Annotated in this window: 13 protein-coding genes; 6 read left to right on the forward strand and 7 right to left on the reverse strand. The window is 68.8% G+C overall.

The genetic code is table 11. The annotated features are described in order from the left end of the window. The first annotated feature begins 164 nt into the window (after positions 1–164). The 5 genes from ada (at position 165) to C0481_RS03410 (ending at position 4,581) form a co-directional block, all read left to right on the forward strand. Entirely contained in the window at positions 165–1,220 is a 1,056-nt protein-coding gene (ada, locus tag C0481_RS03390; RefSeq protein WP_293400684.1) for a bifunctional DNA-binding transcriptional regulator/O6-methylguanine-DNA methyltransferase Ada, read from the forward strand. Next, the gene (locus C0481_RS03395; protein WP_293400686.1) at positions 1,217–1,945 is read left to right on the forward strand and encodes a 2OG-Fe(II) oxygenase; all 729 of its coding nucleotides are present in this window, start codon (positions 1,217–1,219) and stop codon (positions 1,943–1,945) included. Before ada ends, C0481_RS03395 begins: the two co-directional genes overlap by 4 nt. Before the next feature lie 17 nt (positions 1,946–1,962). Next, on the forward strand, positions 1,963–2,433 hold the full coding sequence (locus C0481_RS03400) for a DUF1203 domain-containing protein (RefSeq protein WP_293400688.1): 471 nt from the start codon (positions 1,963–1,965) through the stop codon (positions 2,431–2,433). A 63-nt stretch (positions 2,434–2,496) separates the two neighbouring features. Next, the gene (locus C0481_RS03405; RefSeq protein WP_293400690.1) at positions 2,497–3,714 is read left to right on the forward strand and encodes a dipeptidase; all 1,218 of its coding nucleotides are present in this window, start codon (positions 2,497–2,499) and stop codon (positions 3,712–3,714) included. Between the two features lie 63 nt (positions 3,715–3,777). After that, positions 3,778–4,581 (forward strand): enoyl-CoA hydratase-related protein, encoded by an 804-nt coding sequence (locus C0481_RS03410; protein WP_293400692.1) that lies wholly within the window; start codon positions 3,778–3,780, stop codon positions 4,579–4,581. A 169-nt stretch (positions 4,582–4,750) separates the two neighbouring features. Here C0481_RS03410 and C0481_RS03415 read toward each other — a convergent pair whose 3' ends face one another. From C0481_RS03415 to C0481_RS03440, 6 genes are all read right to left on the reverse strand, one after another. Continuing rightward, entirely contained in the window at positions 4,751–6,535 is a 1,785-nt protein-coding gene (locus tag C0481_RS03415; protein ID WP_293400694.1) for a DUF885 domain-containing protein, read from the reverse strand. Between the two features lie 65 nt (positions 6,536–6,600). Then, entirely contained in the window at positions 6,601–6,966 is a 366-nt protein-coding gene (locus C0481_RS03420) for a BlaI/MecI/CopY family transcriptional regulator (RefSeq protein ID WP_293401049.1), read from the reverse strand. Continuing rightward, a complete protein-coding gene (locus C0481_RS03425; protein WP_293400696.1) occupies positions 6,966–7,421 on the reverse strand; it encodes a MotA/TolQ/ExbB proton channel family protein in 456 nt (151 codons plus the stop codon). Before C0481_RS03425 ends, C0481_RS03420 begins: the two co-directional genes overlap by 1 nt. A 175-nt stretch (positions 7,422–7,596) precedes the next feature. Further along, positions 7,597–9,255, reverse strand: coding sequence for an amidohydrolase family protein (locus tag C0481_RS03430; RefSeq protein WP_293400698.1), 1,659 nt, complete (start codon positions 9,253–9,255; stop codon positions 7,597–7,599). Next, complete coding sequence (locus C0481_RS03435; RefSeq protein WP_293400700.1) at positions 9,243–9,470, reverse strand: hypothetical protein; 228 nt, start codon at positions 9,468–9,470, stop codon at positions 9,243–9,245. Before C0481_RS03435 ends, C0481_RS03430 begins: the two co-directional genes overlap by 13 nt. Continuing rightward, positions 9,467–9,673, reverse strand: coding sequence for a hypothetical protein (locus C0481_RS03440; protein WP_293400702.1), 207 nt, complete (start codon positions 9,671–9,673; stop codon positions 9,467–9,469). Before C0481_RS03440 ends, C0481_RS03435 begins: the two co-directional genes overlap by 4 nt. 245 nt (positions 9,674–9,918) lie before the next feature. Here C0481_RS03440 and uvrA point away from each other — a divergent pair, with 245 nt between their 5' ends. Next, the gene (uvrA, locus tag C0481_RS03445) at positions 9,919–12,816 is read left to right on the forward strand and encodes an excinuclease ABC subunit UvrA (protein ID WP_293400704.1); all 2,898 of its coding nucleotides are present in this window, start codon (positions 9,919–9,921) and stop codon (positions 12,814–12,816) included. On the opposite strand, the gene C0481_RS03450 is transcribed toward uvrA, so the two are convergent. Then, complete coding sequence (locus tag C0481_RS03450) at positions 12,813–13,358, reverse strand: methylated-DNA--[protein]-cysteine S-methyltransferase (RefSeq protein WP_293400706.1); 546 nt, start codon at positions 13,356–13,358, stop codon at positions 12,813–12,815. The genes uvrA and C0481_RS03450 overlap by 4 nt on opposite strands. Between the last annotated feature and the right edge of the window lie 54 nt (positions 13,359–13,412).

A 13,412-nucleotide genomic window follows, 5' to 3' on the forward strand; every position in this document is an offset into this window, starting at 1 on the left:
TATAGGGGCCGGCGGGCGGCTTCGCAAATCGCGGTTTCCGGACCTGTCGCTGCAGCGACGCTTGCGATCAGCCCTCGCTATGCGGATTTGAAAGCAAGAGCCGGAGTTTCACCCCCCGCCCGTGGGCCTATCCCATCGCTCACCAGATCGATGGAGCATTTGAGATGCAGATCGCATTCGACACCGAGAGCGCCCGCTGGGCGGCGCTCGCCGCCCGCGACGCCGCCGCCGACGGCGCGTTCTTCTATTCCGTGCGCACCACCGGCGTGTACTGCCGCCCGTCCTGCGCGGCCCGGCCGGCGCGGCCGGAGAACGTCGCCTTCCACACCTCGACCGCTGAGGCCGAAGCCGCGGGTTTTCGTCCCTGCAAGCGCTGCAAGCCTGACCAGGCGCCGCTGGCGCAGCGCAACGCCGCTGCGGTCGCCGCCGCCTGCCGGCTGATCGAGAGCGCCGAAGAGGTCCCCGGGCTGGAGGCTCTGGCGGCCGAAGCCGGGATGAGCCCGTTCCACTTCCACCGGATCTTCAAGGCAGTCACCGGCGTGACGCCCAAGGCCTATGCCGATGCGCGGCGCGCCGAGCGGGTCCGCCAGGCGTTGGGGGAAGCCGGCACCATCACCGAGGCGATCTACGACGCCGGCTTCAATTCCGGCGGCCGCTTCTACGAGCAGTCGGAGAAGGTGCTGGGGATGACCCCGACCCGGTTCCGGGCCGGCGGCGAGGCGGCGCAGATCCGGTTCGCGCTCGGCGAATGCTCGCTGGGCTCGATCCTGGTCGCCGCCACCGACAAGGGCGTCTGCGCGATCCTGTTCGGCGATGACCCCGATGATCTGCTGCGCGACCTGCAGGACCGGTTCGACCGGGCCGAGCTGATCGGCGGCGATGCGGCGTTCGAGGCGCTGGTCGCCCAGGTCGTCGGCTTCGTCGAGCAGCCGAAGCTGGGCCTAGACCTGCCGCTCGACGTGCGCGGCACCGCCTTCCAGCAGCGCGTCTGGCAAGCCCTGCGCGAGATCCCAGCCGGCGAGACCGCCAGCTATGCCGACGTGGCGGCGAAGATCGGCAAGCCGGCGGCGGTGCGCGCCGTGGCCCAGGCCTGCGCAGCCAACGCGCTCGCGGTCGCCATTCCCTGCCACCGGGTGGTGCGCAACGACGGGGCGCTGTCGGGCTACCGCTGGGGCGTGGAGCGCAAGCGCGCGCTGCTGGACCGCGAGGCCGCGGCGTGAGCGCCCTGGCCTCCACTCCGGCCGGCGAAGGGCGCCTGGCGTCCTTCGACTGGCCTCAGGTCGAGCGCGACCTCGACGCCCAGGGCTCAGCCCTGCTGCCCGGCCTGCTGACGCCGCACGAGTGCGCGGCGATCTCAGGCCTCTATGACCGCGAGGACGGCTTCCGGAGCCGGGTGGTGATGAGCCGCCACGGCTTCGGGCGCGGCGAGTACCGGTACTTCGCCTATCCCCTGCCCGCCCTGGTCGGCGGCCTGCGGACCCGGCTCTATCCGCGGCTGGTCCCGATCGCCAACCGCTGGAACGAGGCGATGGGGATCGCGGTGCGTTATCCCGACGAGCACGCCGCGTTCCTGCAGCGCTGCCACGAGGCGGGGCAGCAGAGGCCCACGCCGCTGCTGCTGCAGTACGGCCCTGGCGACTACAACTGCCTGCACCAGGATCTATACGGCGAGCATGTGTTTCCGCTGCAACTCGCCGTGCTGCTGTCAGAACCGGGACGCGACTTCACCGGCGGCGAGTTCGTGCTGACGGAACAACGGCCGCGCATGCAGTCGCGGGCCGAGGTCGCGCCGCTGCGCCAGGGCGACGGGCTGATCTTCGCCGTCCACCACCGGCCGGTGCGCGGAACTCGCGGCAGCTATCGGGTCGTCATGCGTCACGGCGTCAGCCAGCTGCGCAGCGGCCAGCGCCACACCCTCGGCGTCATCTTCCACGACGCCGCCTGAACTTTTCGGAGACCGAGATGTCCTTCAAGATCACCGGCCTGCCGGTCGATGAGTTTCGCCCGTTGTTCGGCCTTTCCGACAGCGAGCTCGCCGCCCGCGGCGTTATTCGTCACACGGCGACGACGCCGATCGGATTTCCCTGCCGCGTCACCCTGCAAGACGCCGCCGTGGGCCAGACGCTGCTGCTGTTGAACTACGAGCATCAGAGCGCCGACACGCCCTATCGTTCCTCGCACGCCATCTTCGTGAGCGAGGCGGCCCAAGAGACCGCCGTGGTCGTCGACGCCCTGCCCCAATGCCTGGCCGTGCGGCCGCATATCTCGCTACGGGCGTTCGACGCCGCCGGCATGATGACCGCCGCCGAGCTTTCCCCCGGCGCAGATCTGGCGCCGGCGATCGAAAAACTGCTCGCCGATCCGCAGGTCGCCTACCTGCATGCCCACAATGCAGGCCGCGGCTGCTTCGCCGCACGGATCGACCGCAACTGAGGCTTGCGCAGACTCCCCGGAATGCTGAAGGTTCCGGCCTTCAAATTTCGGGGAGTGGCGTTGGTGCTTAAGTTTGGTCTTCCGCTCGCAGTTCTGCTGGCGAGCGCTTCGCCGGTCCTGGCCCAGGCCCCCAAGGTCAAGCCCGAGACCAAGATCCTGCACGAGAACCTGATCGTGCTGGACACCCACTTCGACACCCCGGCCAACGAGGCCAATCCCGGCTTCGACATCCGCGCCCGCAACAAGGTCGAGGACGGCAGCCAGGTCGACTATCCGCGGATGGTCGAGGGCGGCGTCGACGGCGGCTTCTTCGTGGTGTTCACGCCGCAGGGCGCCAACACCAAGGAAGGCAACATCGCCGCGCGCGATCACGCCCTGCTGCGGACCATGGTGATCCACGAGATGGTCGCCAAGAACAACGACATCTTCGCCCTGGCGACCAAGGCCGACGAGGCCGCCACGATCAGCCAGAGCGGCAAGCGTTTCGTCTACATCAGCATGGAGAACGGCTCGCCGGTGGCCGGCGACCTGACGCTGATGAAGACCTTCTACGACATGGGCGTGCGGATGATCTCGCCCGTGCACTTCGCCAACAACGACCTGGCCGACAGCGCCACCGACCCGAAGGGCCCGATCCACGGCGGGCTGTCAGCGGAGGGCAAGCAGTTCGTGGCCGAGGCCAACCGCCTGGGCATGCTGCTCGACGCCAGCCACGCCTCCGACCAGGTGCTGGACCAGATGCTCGACCTGTCCAAGGCGCCGATCATCCTGTCGCACTCGGGCGTCAAGGCGATCTACAACCACCCGCGCAATGCGCCCGACGACCTGCTGCGCAAGCTGGCGGCCAAGGGCGGCGTGATCCAGATCAACGCCTTCTCGGGCTACATGAAGGACATGCCGGACCTTCCGGAGCGCAAGGCAGAGCTGACGGCGCTGTTCAAGACCTACGGGCAACCGCGCGACATCCCGGCCGACAAGCGCGAGGCCTATCGCGCCGCGCGCAACGCCATCGAGGCCAAGTACCCGATCGCGCGGGCCAACATGGACGACCTGATGAAGCACATCCTGCATGCGGCGCAGGTCGCGGGTAAGGACCACATCGGGATCTCCGGCGACTTCGACGGCGGCGGCGGCATCGAGGGCTTCGACGACATCACCTACTTCCCGGCCCTGACCGAGCGGCTGATCGCGGCCGGCTTCAGCAAGGACGACCTGGCCAAGTTTTGGGGCGGCAACGCCCTGCGGGTGCTCAAGCAGGCGGACGAGCTGAAGGCGAAGTAGCCGCCGCTTGCCTGACGCGGCGGCGGCGGGCGCAAGCTCCTTCGAAATCTCGGAGGGCCCGCGATGTACGAACACCTCGAGCTGCGCCAGGACGGCGACGTCGTCTGGGCGACCATGAACCGGCCCGAGCGGCTGAACGCCCTGAACCGCAAGCTGGTCGAGGAGCTGCGCGACTTCTTCGTCGGGCTCTACTGGCGGCGCGACGTGCGGGTGGTGGTGCTGTGCGGGGCCGGCGGGGCGTTCTGCGCCGGGCTGGACCTCAAGGAGCGCAACACCGCAGCGCCCGGCGGGCGCTCGGTCGGGGCCAGCCTGACCGGCCAGCGGCAGATCAGCGAGATCGTCATCGCCATGCGCCGCTGCCCGCAGCCGATCATCGCCTGCGTCGACGGGGCGGCCAGCGGCGGCGGCTTCGCCCTGGCGCTGGCCAGCGACGTGCGGATCGCGACGCCGAAGACCCGCATGAACGCCGCCTTCATCCGCATCGGGCTATCGGCCTGCGACATCGGGGTCAGCTACTTCCTGCCGCGGATGGTCGGCTCGTCAGTGGCGGCCGAATACATGCTGACCGGCCGGTTCATCGACGCCGAGCGCGCATATCAGCTGGGCCTGGTCAGCCGGGTGATCGCGCCCGAGGCCATGCAGGCCGAGGCGCAGGGCTTCGCCGCCGACATGCTGCACGCCACGCCGCTGGGCCTGCGCCTGACCAAGGAGGCGCTGAACCACGCCATCGACGCCCAGGGCCTCGAGGCGGCGATCGCCATGGAAGACCGCAACCAGATCCTCGCCAGCCTGGACGGCGACTTCGGCGAAGGCGTCGCGGCCTTCCTCGAGAAGCGCCCGCCGAACTATGAGCGGCGCGAGGGCTGAGCCCCTCCCCGCTCACCCCGGCGGAGGGGTTCAACGATCTAATCCCAGGAATCGTCATCCTCGGCCGCGTCAGCGTGCCGGGGATCCATAGACACAGTGCTCACCGTCGAAATCTGCGAGTATGGATGGCCGGGACCTGCCGGCCCGGCCATGACGATGGATGTTTCGACTACGCGATCGGCTGGTCGAACATCAGCTGGCCGACGAAGCGGGCCGGCGGCGAACCGAACGACAGCACCTTGTCGTGGTAGCGCATGAGGTTGAAGTCGGCGCCCCAGCGCTTCTCGGCCTCGCGGCGCAGGGCCCAATGCTCCTGCCAGCCGACGAAGTAGGTCGGCAGCTGCGCCGACGAGACCTGCGCCCGCACCCATTTGCCGGCCGCCTCGCGCTCCTGCTGGAAGGCCTGGACCGTCATCAACTCCATCGCCGCCTCGCGGCTCATGCCGTCGACATGGACGCCCTGGTCGAGGATGGCGTTGGCGATCACCCGCAGATGCAGTTTCAGATGCGCCAGGAGATAGAGCGGGTCGCCGCCGAGGTACCCGGCCTCGGCCATGACGTCCTGGGCGTAGACCGCCCAGCCCTCGACGAACGAGCCGGAGTACAGCACCGAACGCAGCACCGACGGATAGCGGTTGGAGTGGGCCAGCTGCAGGTAGTGGCCGGGCATCGCCTCGTGGATCGTCACCTCCTGCATGCCGTAGACGTTGTATTCGCGCAGGAACGAGTCCGCCTGGGCGTCGGTCCAATCGTCCGGGATCGGCGAGATCTTGTAGAAGGTGCTCTGGCCCTTATCGAGCGGCCCGGGCGGGTCGCAGTAGGCCACCGCCACCCCGCGCTGGTACTCCGGCGTCAGGATGATCTTCACCGGCTCGGTCGGCACGGTGACCAGGCCCTTGGCGCGGACGAAGTCGGTGGTCTGCTTCAGCTGGCGCTCGGCCTCCTCGACCAGGCCGCCCCGCGCCGGCTTCCTGTCGTAGGCCAGCTCCAGCGCCGCCTCGATCACCTTCTGCTGCTGCTCGGGGCTCGGATTGGCTGGCGCGTCGGGCGCACCCGGCCGGCCGGCGACGACGCCGCGGGCGATGCCGTACATCTGGGCGCGGATGTCGGTCAGCGCCGCCAGGGCCTTGGTCTTGATCTCAGCGCGGCTGAGCGGCGAGTTCAGCGCGAAGGCCAGCTTGCGGTCGTACTTTTCCGCGCCGATCCGGAAGTCGCCAGCGGCGGCGGGGACCAGTTCATTCTCCAGCCAGGCCTGGTGCTCGTCGATGGCGCGGGTCAGGCCCGCGGCGGCCGCGTCCAGACGCGCGCGGTCGGCGCCGCCGAGCACGCCCGCCTGCGCCGTCACCTGCGCGACCAGCGAATGCAGTCCCTTGTTCTGACCGACCATAGTCTCGGCATGGATCTTCGGGACCCGGGCCGGCTGCAACTCCTTGCGGCTCTGGGCCAGGAAGGCCGGCAGCTTCTCCATGCGGCCGGCGGCCGAACGCAGGCGATCGGGCAGCGGCGCGAACTCACGCGCCATCAGACCGTCGAGCGCGCTGCCGGCGATGTTCGAGTAGATCAGCGGGTCCCAGGCCCAGTCCTGCAGCACCTCGTCGGTCCAGATCTGACCGCGGACCTGGTTGCCCAGGATCGCCGCATCGACCTGGTTGGCCCGCGACAGCCCCGCGTGCGGGATCGCCTCGAGCGCCGCCAGGACATCCTTGTTGAACCGGATCCGCGCGGCACGGCCGGCGGCGCTGACGTCGTCGAGCTCAGCGTCGTAGCGGTGGTCGCCGATGATGGTGGCGAACGCCGGGCTGAGCTTCAGATACCCCTCCAGCCAGTCCTTGGAGACCTTGGCGAACGCCGCGTCCTGCGGCGAACCTCCGACCTCGGCGGCGGCGGCCAGATCCAGGGGAACCAGCGCCGCCAGGCTGGCGGCGGCGAGCAGGTGTCGGCGGGTCAAGCGCAAGGTGCAGCCCTCTGAAAGCGAAGCGCTACACTTACGCTTGCCGCCGCGCCGCTGGAAGCCGCCGGCTACTCCCGGTCGAGTTCGTCGAGCAGCCGGCGCAGACGGGCCTTCTCCTCGTCCGACAGCGCCTGGCGGCGGGCGAAGTGCGCGACCATCGGGGCCAACTCGCCGCCGAACAGGCGGTCGAGCAGGCCCTGGCTCTCGGCGGTCACGTACTCGTCGCGGGCCACCAGCGGCGCGTAGAGCGTGCGCCCGTCCTGCTTGCGCGAGGCGATCGCCCCCTTCTTGAGCAGCCGGTTGACCAGGGTCTTGACCGTCGCCTCGCCCCAGCCCTGGGCCGGCGCGACGGCCTTGACCAGTTCATCGGGGGTCTGCGGACCGCCGGACCAGAGCGCCTCCATCACCTGGCGCTCGGCCTCGGTGATGCCGATCACGCGGCGAGCCGGCGCAGGCGCGCGTCCAAGTCCTGATGGCAGATCACCGCCAGGGTCGAAGCCGCCAAGCCGAGCATGACCTGGAACATCGCTTCGGCGTAACCGGGCGCGAGCACGGCCATGGCCGGGGTCGGACGCACGTTGGCCAGGCCCATGAAACCGCTGACCAGGGTAAAGGACGCGCCGAACAGGCCGAGCAGCAGCGCCCCGACCCACATGCCCTTGAGGTACCGCAATCCCGCCACCGATCGGCTCGGCTGGGCCGACAGGGAACGGCCGAACCCGAGCGCCCAGAGCACGACCGCGGCCACGCCCATGACCATCAGGACGAGCATGACGCCCTGGTTCAGCCGCGAGGCGTCGAGAAACACCTGGGCGAAGCTCAGGCGTTCGAACTCCGGAACCACGATCGGGTTCATGGGATCGGGCTGCGGGATGACCGTCGACTGCATCGCTTCCTCCAAATTACGTTTGTAGTTCTCAATTGGATTACACGCGTAAATCGACTCGTCAAGCCTTGGTCCGCATGACTGTCATCCCGGTTTCGGCGCCAGCCGAAGACCGGGCCCCATTCACGCGGCGGCCGCCGTACGCAGCTCGATACGATCAGGAGATCATGGATCCCGATTAGACGCAGACCACCCCCGACTTGGCGTCGGTGTACGCCCCGCCAAGGTAGGCGACCTCGCCGTTGACCAGCACGGCGTCGACGCCGCGGGCGTCGCGGACGTAGCGCATCCCCTCGCCGGGCATGTCGAACACCGGCCGCTCTTCGGCCCGGTCGATGGTCGCGGGATCGAAAACCACGATGTCGGCGGCGTGGCCGGGGGTCAGCCGCCCCCTGCCCTTCAGGCCCCAGATGTCGGCGGTCTCGGCGGTGATCTTGCGCACCGCGTGCTCGAGGCTCAGGCGCCCGGACTTGCGGACGAATTCGCTGAACAGGTAGCCGGTGTCGCCATAGGTCGAGAACGAGGCGATGTGCGCGCCGCCGTCGCTGGCCCCGATGTGGACGAGCGGATGGGCGAGCATCGGTCCGATGCGGTCGGTGTCCTCGTGGCCCATATCGGCGGCGAGAAAGGCGACGTCCAGGCCGTGAGCCAGCGAGATGTCGATCAGCGCCTGGGCCGGGACCTGGCCGCGCTCGGCCGCGATCTCGCCCAGCGTCCTGCCGACCATTTCGGCCGGCGCGGCGTCGCCGCCGCGCACGATCAGCCCGCCCATCATCTTGCGGCCGCCGTCGGGGCCAAGGTCCTCGACCATCTTGGCGACGGTGTCGGGGTCGTTGAGCGAGTGGAGCCGCGCCTCCAGCGGCTGGCGCAGCACCCGCACCCAGCGCGGCAGCCGCGCGAAGAACAGGCTCGGCCGCAGCAGCGAGAAGCTGATGTCGATCGGTCGGGTCTGCATCTGCGGCCAGACCCGCGCGCCGCGGGCGAACTGCTCCTCGACCCGGGCCAGGATCCGCGGGGCGTTATCCGGCGTCGAGGTGTTGTCGAACACCGGCGAGAAGGTGGTCGGGATGGCGTGCTTGAGCGACAGCTCCGAAAGCTGGTCGATGCGGGCGATGGTGATGTCGACGTCGTAGAACTCCGGCACGCACTGAAGCATGCGGCCGAACTCGCCCAGCACCGCCGACAGCGCGTCCAGCTCTGCGAAATCGGCGAAGCGGCTGGGCACTGGGCGGCCGTGCTCGTCGAGGTCGACGAAGCTGGTCGACAGGCCGACCGCGCCGGCCGCCAGACACTCGCGCAGGAGATCTTGCATGGCGGCGATCTCAGCGGGGGTGGCGGTGCGCTGCTGGGCGGCCTCGCCCATCACCCACAGCCGGATGACGCTGTGGCCGACCAGCGGCGCGACGTTGATCGAGAGGTTGCGGGCGATGGCGTCGCGGTAGCCGGCGAAGTCCTCCCAGCTCCAGTCGAAGGCCTGGGTGAAGGCCTCGGGCGGCATCTCCTCGATCTGCTGGAACATGCCGACCACCTTGGGCCGGTCTGCGGCCTTCAGCGGGGCCAGCGACAGCGAGCAGTTGCCGGGCACGATGCAGGTGACGCCGTGCTCCAGCGCCGGGCGCGCCGCGCCGTCCCACAGCAGCTGGACGTCGAAGTGTGTGTGCGGGTCGATGAAGCCGGGCGCAATGACCCGCCCGCCGGCGTCGATCTCACGCCGGGCCGGGCCGGAGACCTCGCCGACCGCCGCGATCAGGCCGTCCTTCACCGCCACGTCGCCCTTGAAGGCCTTCTCGCCGGACCCGTCGACCACGAGCCCGTTACGCACGATCACGTCGAACATGTTCCCTCCAGCAGCTTGCGCCAGGAATGCCCGGCCAGCTCGTCCAGGTGCGCCGCCCCGCAGGCGGCCATGAGTTCGAGGCCCTTGTCGGCCTCCAGCACCACCACGCCCTGCCCGCCGTTCGGGTAGCGCAGTCGCAAAACCAGTTCGGCCGAGCCGTCGTGGCCGGCGGCGATCTCCGCCCCGGCGATCACGGCCTCGGCCGGCCCGCTCATCGCCGCGGCGGCTCCACAAACACCACGTCGCTGCCGAGGATCAGCCCAGCCGGCTTGCGCATGGCGAAGATATGCAGGTTCCAGCTGCGGATCTGGTCGACGGCGCTGCCTAACGGTTCGTCCGGCAACGCGCGGGCGGCCAGGTCCTCGACGCGCTCGCCCGCCAGCGGGGTCACGAAGCGCCGCTGTGGGGTCAGGTCCATGGGCTTCCTCCGTCTTTGTCGGCCGAAACGCTGCTTGCCCCTCCGCCGCGTAAGTCCAGGAGAAATCGCCGCCCTGCTGACAACACTGCTGACAGGTTTGTGCGAGGCCCGCGCTAGAACCTGCCGGTGATATCGCCGCAGCGGGTTTGTTCGCAGAATGTTCCCGTGTTATCGGTGAGTCTCGGAACTACATTGGACGGAAGCTGCTGAGGGCATCGGCGGCTGCAAGCGTTTTCCGGAAAAACATGGCCGAGCAGCTTAATTTCATCCGTGTCCGCGGCGCCCGCGAGCACAATCTGAAAGACGTCAGCGTCGATATTCCGCGCGGCGAACTTGTCGTGCTGACCGGGCTGTCGGGCTCGGGCAAGAGCTCGCTGGCGTTCGACACGATCTACGCCGAGGGCCAACGCCGCTATGTCGAGAGCCTCTCGGCCTATGCGCGCCAGTTCCTCGAGCTGATGAGTAAGCCGGACGTGGACCTGATCGAGGGCCTGTCGCCGGCAATCTCGATCGAGCAGAAGACTACCAGCCGCAACCCGCGCTCGACCGTCGGGACGGTGACCGAGATCCACGATTACATGCGCCTGCTGTGGGCGCGGGTGGGCGTGCCCTACTCGCCGGCGACCGGACTGCCGATCGAAAGCCAGACCGTCAGTCAGATGGTCGACAAGCTGACCGCCCTACCCGACGGCGAGCGGATCTACCTGCTTGCGCCAGTGGTGCGCGGCCGCAAGGGTGAGTACCGCAAGGAAATCGCCGAGTGGCAGAAGGCCGGCTTCCAGCGGCTGAAGATCGACGGCGAGTTCTATCCGATCGAGGACGCGCCGGCGCTCGACAAGAAGTTCAAACACGACATCGACGTGGTCGTGGACCGCTTGGTCACCAAGGGCGGGATGGAAACCCGCTACGCCGACAGCCTGGAGACGGCGCTGCGGCTGGCCGACGGCATCGCCACCGCCGAATGGGCCGACAAGGCGGAGGGCGAGGATGAGCCGCGGCGGCTGATCTTCTCGGAAAAATTCGCCTGCCCGGTCTCTGGCTTCACGATCAGCGAGATCGAACCGCGACTGTTCTCATTCAACAATCCCTACGGCGCCTGCCCGGTCTGCGACGGTCTGGGGGCCAAGCTGGCGTTCGACGCCGACCTGATCACGCCCGACAAGGACAAGACCCTGCACAAGGGCGCCATCGCGCCGTGGGCGAAGGGCCCCTCGCCGCTCTACACCCAGACCCTGCAGGCGCTGGCCGCCCACTACGGCTTCTCGATGGACATGCCGTGGTGGAAGCTGCCCGAGGGCGCCAAGACGGTGGTGCTGTACGGATCGGGCAGCGAGAAGATCAAGTTCGTCTATGACGACAACGCCCGGAAGTACGAGGTCAACAAGACCTTCGAGGGCGTTCTGCCGAACCTGGAGCGCCGCTGGCGCGAAACGGATTCGTCGTGGGTCCGCGAGGAACTGGGCCGCTACCAATCCGAGACGCCCTGCGAGGCGTGCGAAGGCTATCGCCTGAAGCCCGAAGCTCTGGCCGTGAAGATCGACGGCAAGCACATCGGCGAGGTCAGCCGGCTCTCGATCAAGCATGCCGGCGAGTGGTTCACCGACCTCGACAACCATCTGACCGACAAGCAGATGGAGATCGCCCGGCGGATCCTGAAGGAAATCAACGACCGCCTGCGGTTCCTGGTCAATGTCGGGCTCGACTATCTGAACATGAGCCGCGCCTCGGGCACCCTGTCCGGCGGCGAGAGCCAGCGCATCCGCCTGGCCAGCCAGATCGGTTCGGGCCTGACCGGCGTGCTCTACGTCCTGGACGAGCCGTCGATCGGCCTGCACCAGCGCGACAACACCCGGCTGCTGGAGAGCCTCAAGGGCCTGCGCGATCTCGGCAACTCGGTGCTGGTGGTCGAGCACGACGAAGAGGCGATCATGACCGCCGACTACGTCATCGACATGGGCCCGGCCGCCGGCGTCCACGGCGGCGAGGTCGTGGCCGAAGGCACGCCCCAGCAGGTGATGGACAATCCGAGCAGCATCACCGGGCAGTACCTGTCGGGCGTTCGCGAGATTGAGATCCCGGAGGACCGCCGGCCGATCTCGAAGAAGAAGGTGCTGCGCGTCGTTGGGGCGACCGGCAACAACCTGAAGAACGTGACGGCCGAGATCCCGGTCGGAACCTTCACCTGCATCACCGGCGTCTCCGGCGGCGGCAAGTCGACCTTCACGATCGAGACGCTCTACAAGGCCGCGGCCCGCCGGCTGCACAACGCCTCGGACGCCCCGGCCCCGCACGACAAGATCGAGGGGCTGGAGAACTTCGACAAGGTCATCGACATCGACCAGTCGCCGATCGGCCGCACGCCGCGCTCGAACCCGGCGACCTATACCGGCGCCTTCCAGCCGATCCGCGACTGGTTCGCCGGCCTGCCCGAGGCCAAGGCCCGCGGCTACGGTCCGGGCCGGTTCAGCTTCAACGTCAAGGGCGGCCGCTGCGAAGCCTGCCAGGGCGACGGCCTGATCAAGATCGAGATGCACTTCCTGCCCGACGTCTACGTCACCTGCGACGTCTGCCACGGCAAGCGCTACAACCGCGAAACGCTCGAAGTGCTGTTCAAGGGCAAGTCGATCTCCGACGTGCTGGACATGACCGTCGAGGAAGCCGCCGACTTCTTCAAAGCGGTGCCGCCGGTGCGCGACAAGATGGAGACGCTGAAGCGCGTCGGCCTAGGCTACGTCCAGGTCGGGCAGTCGGCGACGACGCTGTCGGGCGGCGAGGCGCAGCGCGTGAAGCTCAGCAAGGAGCTGTCGCGGCGGGCGACCGGCAAGACGCTCTACATCCTCGACGAACCCACGACCGGCCTGCACTTCGAGGACGTCAAGAAACTGCTCGAGGTGCTGCACGAGCTGGCCGACCAGGGCAACACCATGGTGGTCATCGAGCACAACCTGGACGTCGTGAAGACCGCCGACTGGATCGTCGACTTCGGCCCCGAGGGTGGCGACGGCGGCGGCGAGATCGTCGCCCAGGGCAGCCCAGAGCAGGTCGCCGCCAGTCCCAAGAGCTGGACTGGCCGCTATCTGGCCGAGATCCTCGAAAAGCACGACAAGCGCCGCAACGAGCGCTGCGCCAAGCTGCGCGCCTAGCGGCCGCCGAACAACGGCAGGGTGTCGGGGGCCAGCGCGCCCTCGATCTCCAGCATGCGCAGCTTGGTGTCGGCGCCGCCGGGGGCCGAGAAGCCGCCCTTGCGGCCGCCGGCCGCCAGGATGCGATGGCACGGCACCACGATAGGCCAGGGGTTGGCGCCCAACGCCTGACCGACGGCGCGCGACAGGCTGACGTCGCCGAGCCGGCGGGCGATGTCGCCATAGGTCAGGGTCTGGCCCGGTGGGATGGCCCTAGCGATTGCGTAGACCTGGGCCGCGAGCGGAGCGATCGCCCCATCGGCCAGCGTCACCTCCAACAGATCCCGCTTCTCGCCGCGCAGCAGCGCCTGCATGCCGGCGATGGCGTCCGCCACGGCGGGAGGCGGCTCCCCCTCCTCCATCCCGGGGTGGCGACGGGCCATGCGGGCGCGCGGATCGCCGCCCTCGCTGAGCGGCAGCATGACGCCTGTCAGCCCCTGCGCGTTCCAGGCGACGCCGCAGAGGCCGATGGCGGTGTCGAACAGGGCGAAGCCGTCGGTCATGATGCAAACCTAGCACCCGGCAAGCGAAGGCGCTGGCGGCTTTCGGACCCGCAC

The organism is Phenylobacterium sp. (assembly GCF_013822795.1).
In the GTDB taxonomy this organism is placed as follows: Bacteria; Pseudomonadota; Alphaproteobacteria; order Caulobacterales; family Caulobacteraceae; genus Phenylobacterium.

What these genes read in the sequence shown, in the direction of transcription:
- C0481_RS03450 (WP_293400706.1), bottom strand. Translation starts at nt 13,358, where the DNA reads ATGACCGACGGCTTCGCCCTGTTCGACACCGCCATCGGCCTCTGCGGC.
- C0481_RS03400 (WP_293400688.1), top strand. Translation starts at nt 1,963, where the DNA reads ATGTCCTTCAAGATCACCGGCCTGCCGGTCGATGAGTTTCGCCCGTTG.
- C0481_RS03425 (WP_293400696.1), bottom strand. Translation starts at nt 7,421, where the DNA reads ATGCAGTCGACGGTCATCCCGCAGCCCGATCCCATGAACCCGATCGTG.
- C0481_RS03430 (WP_293400698.1), bottom strand. Translation starts at nt 9,255, where the DNA reads ATGTTCGACGTGATCGTGCGTAACGGGCTCGTGGTCGACGGGTCCGGC.
- C0481_RS03410 (WP_293400692.1), top strand. Translation starts at nt 3,778, where the DNA reads ATGTACGAACACCTCGAGCTGCGCCAGGACGGCGACGTCGTCTGGGCG.
- ada (WP_293400684.1), top strand. Translation starts at nt 165, where the DNA reads ATGCAGATCGCATTCGACACCGAGAGCGCCCGCTGGGCGGCGCTCGCC.
- uvrA (WP_293400704.1), top strand. Translation starts at nt 9,919, where the DNA reads ATGGCCGAGCAGCTTAATTTCATCCGTGTCCGCGGCGCCCGCGAGCAC.
- C0481_RS03440 (WP_293400702.1), bottom strand. Translation starts at nt 9,673, where the DNA reads ATGGACCTGACCCCACAGCGGCGCTTCGTGACCCCGCTGGCGGGCGAG.
- C0481_RS03435 (WP_293400700.1), bottom strand. Translation starts at nt 9,470, where the DNA reads ATGAGCGGGCCGGCCGAGGCCGTGATCGCCGGGGCGGAGATCGCCGCC.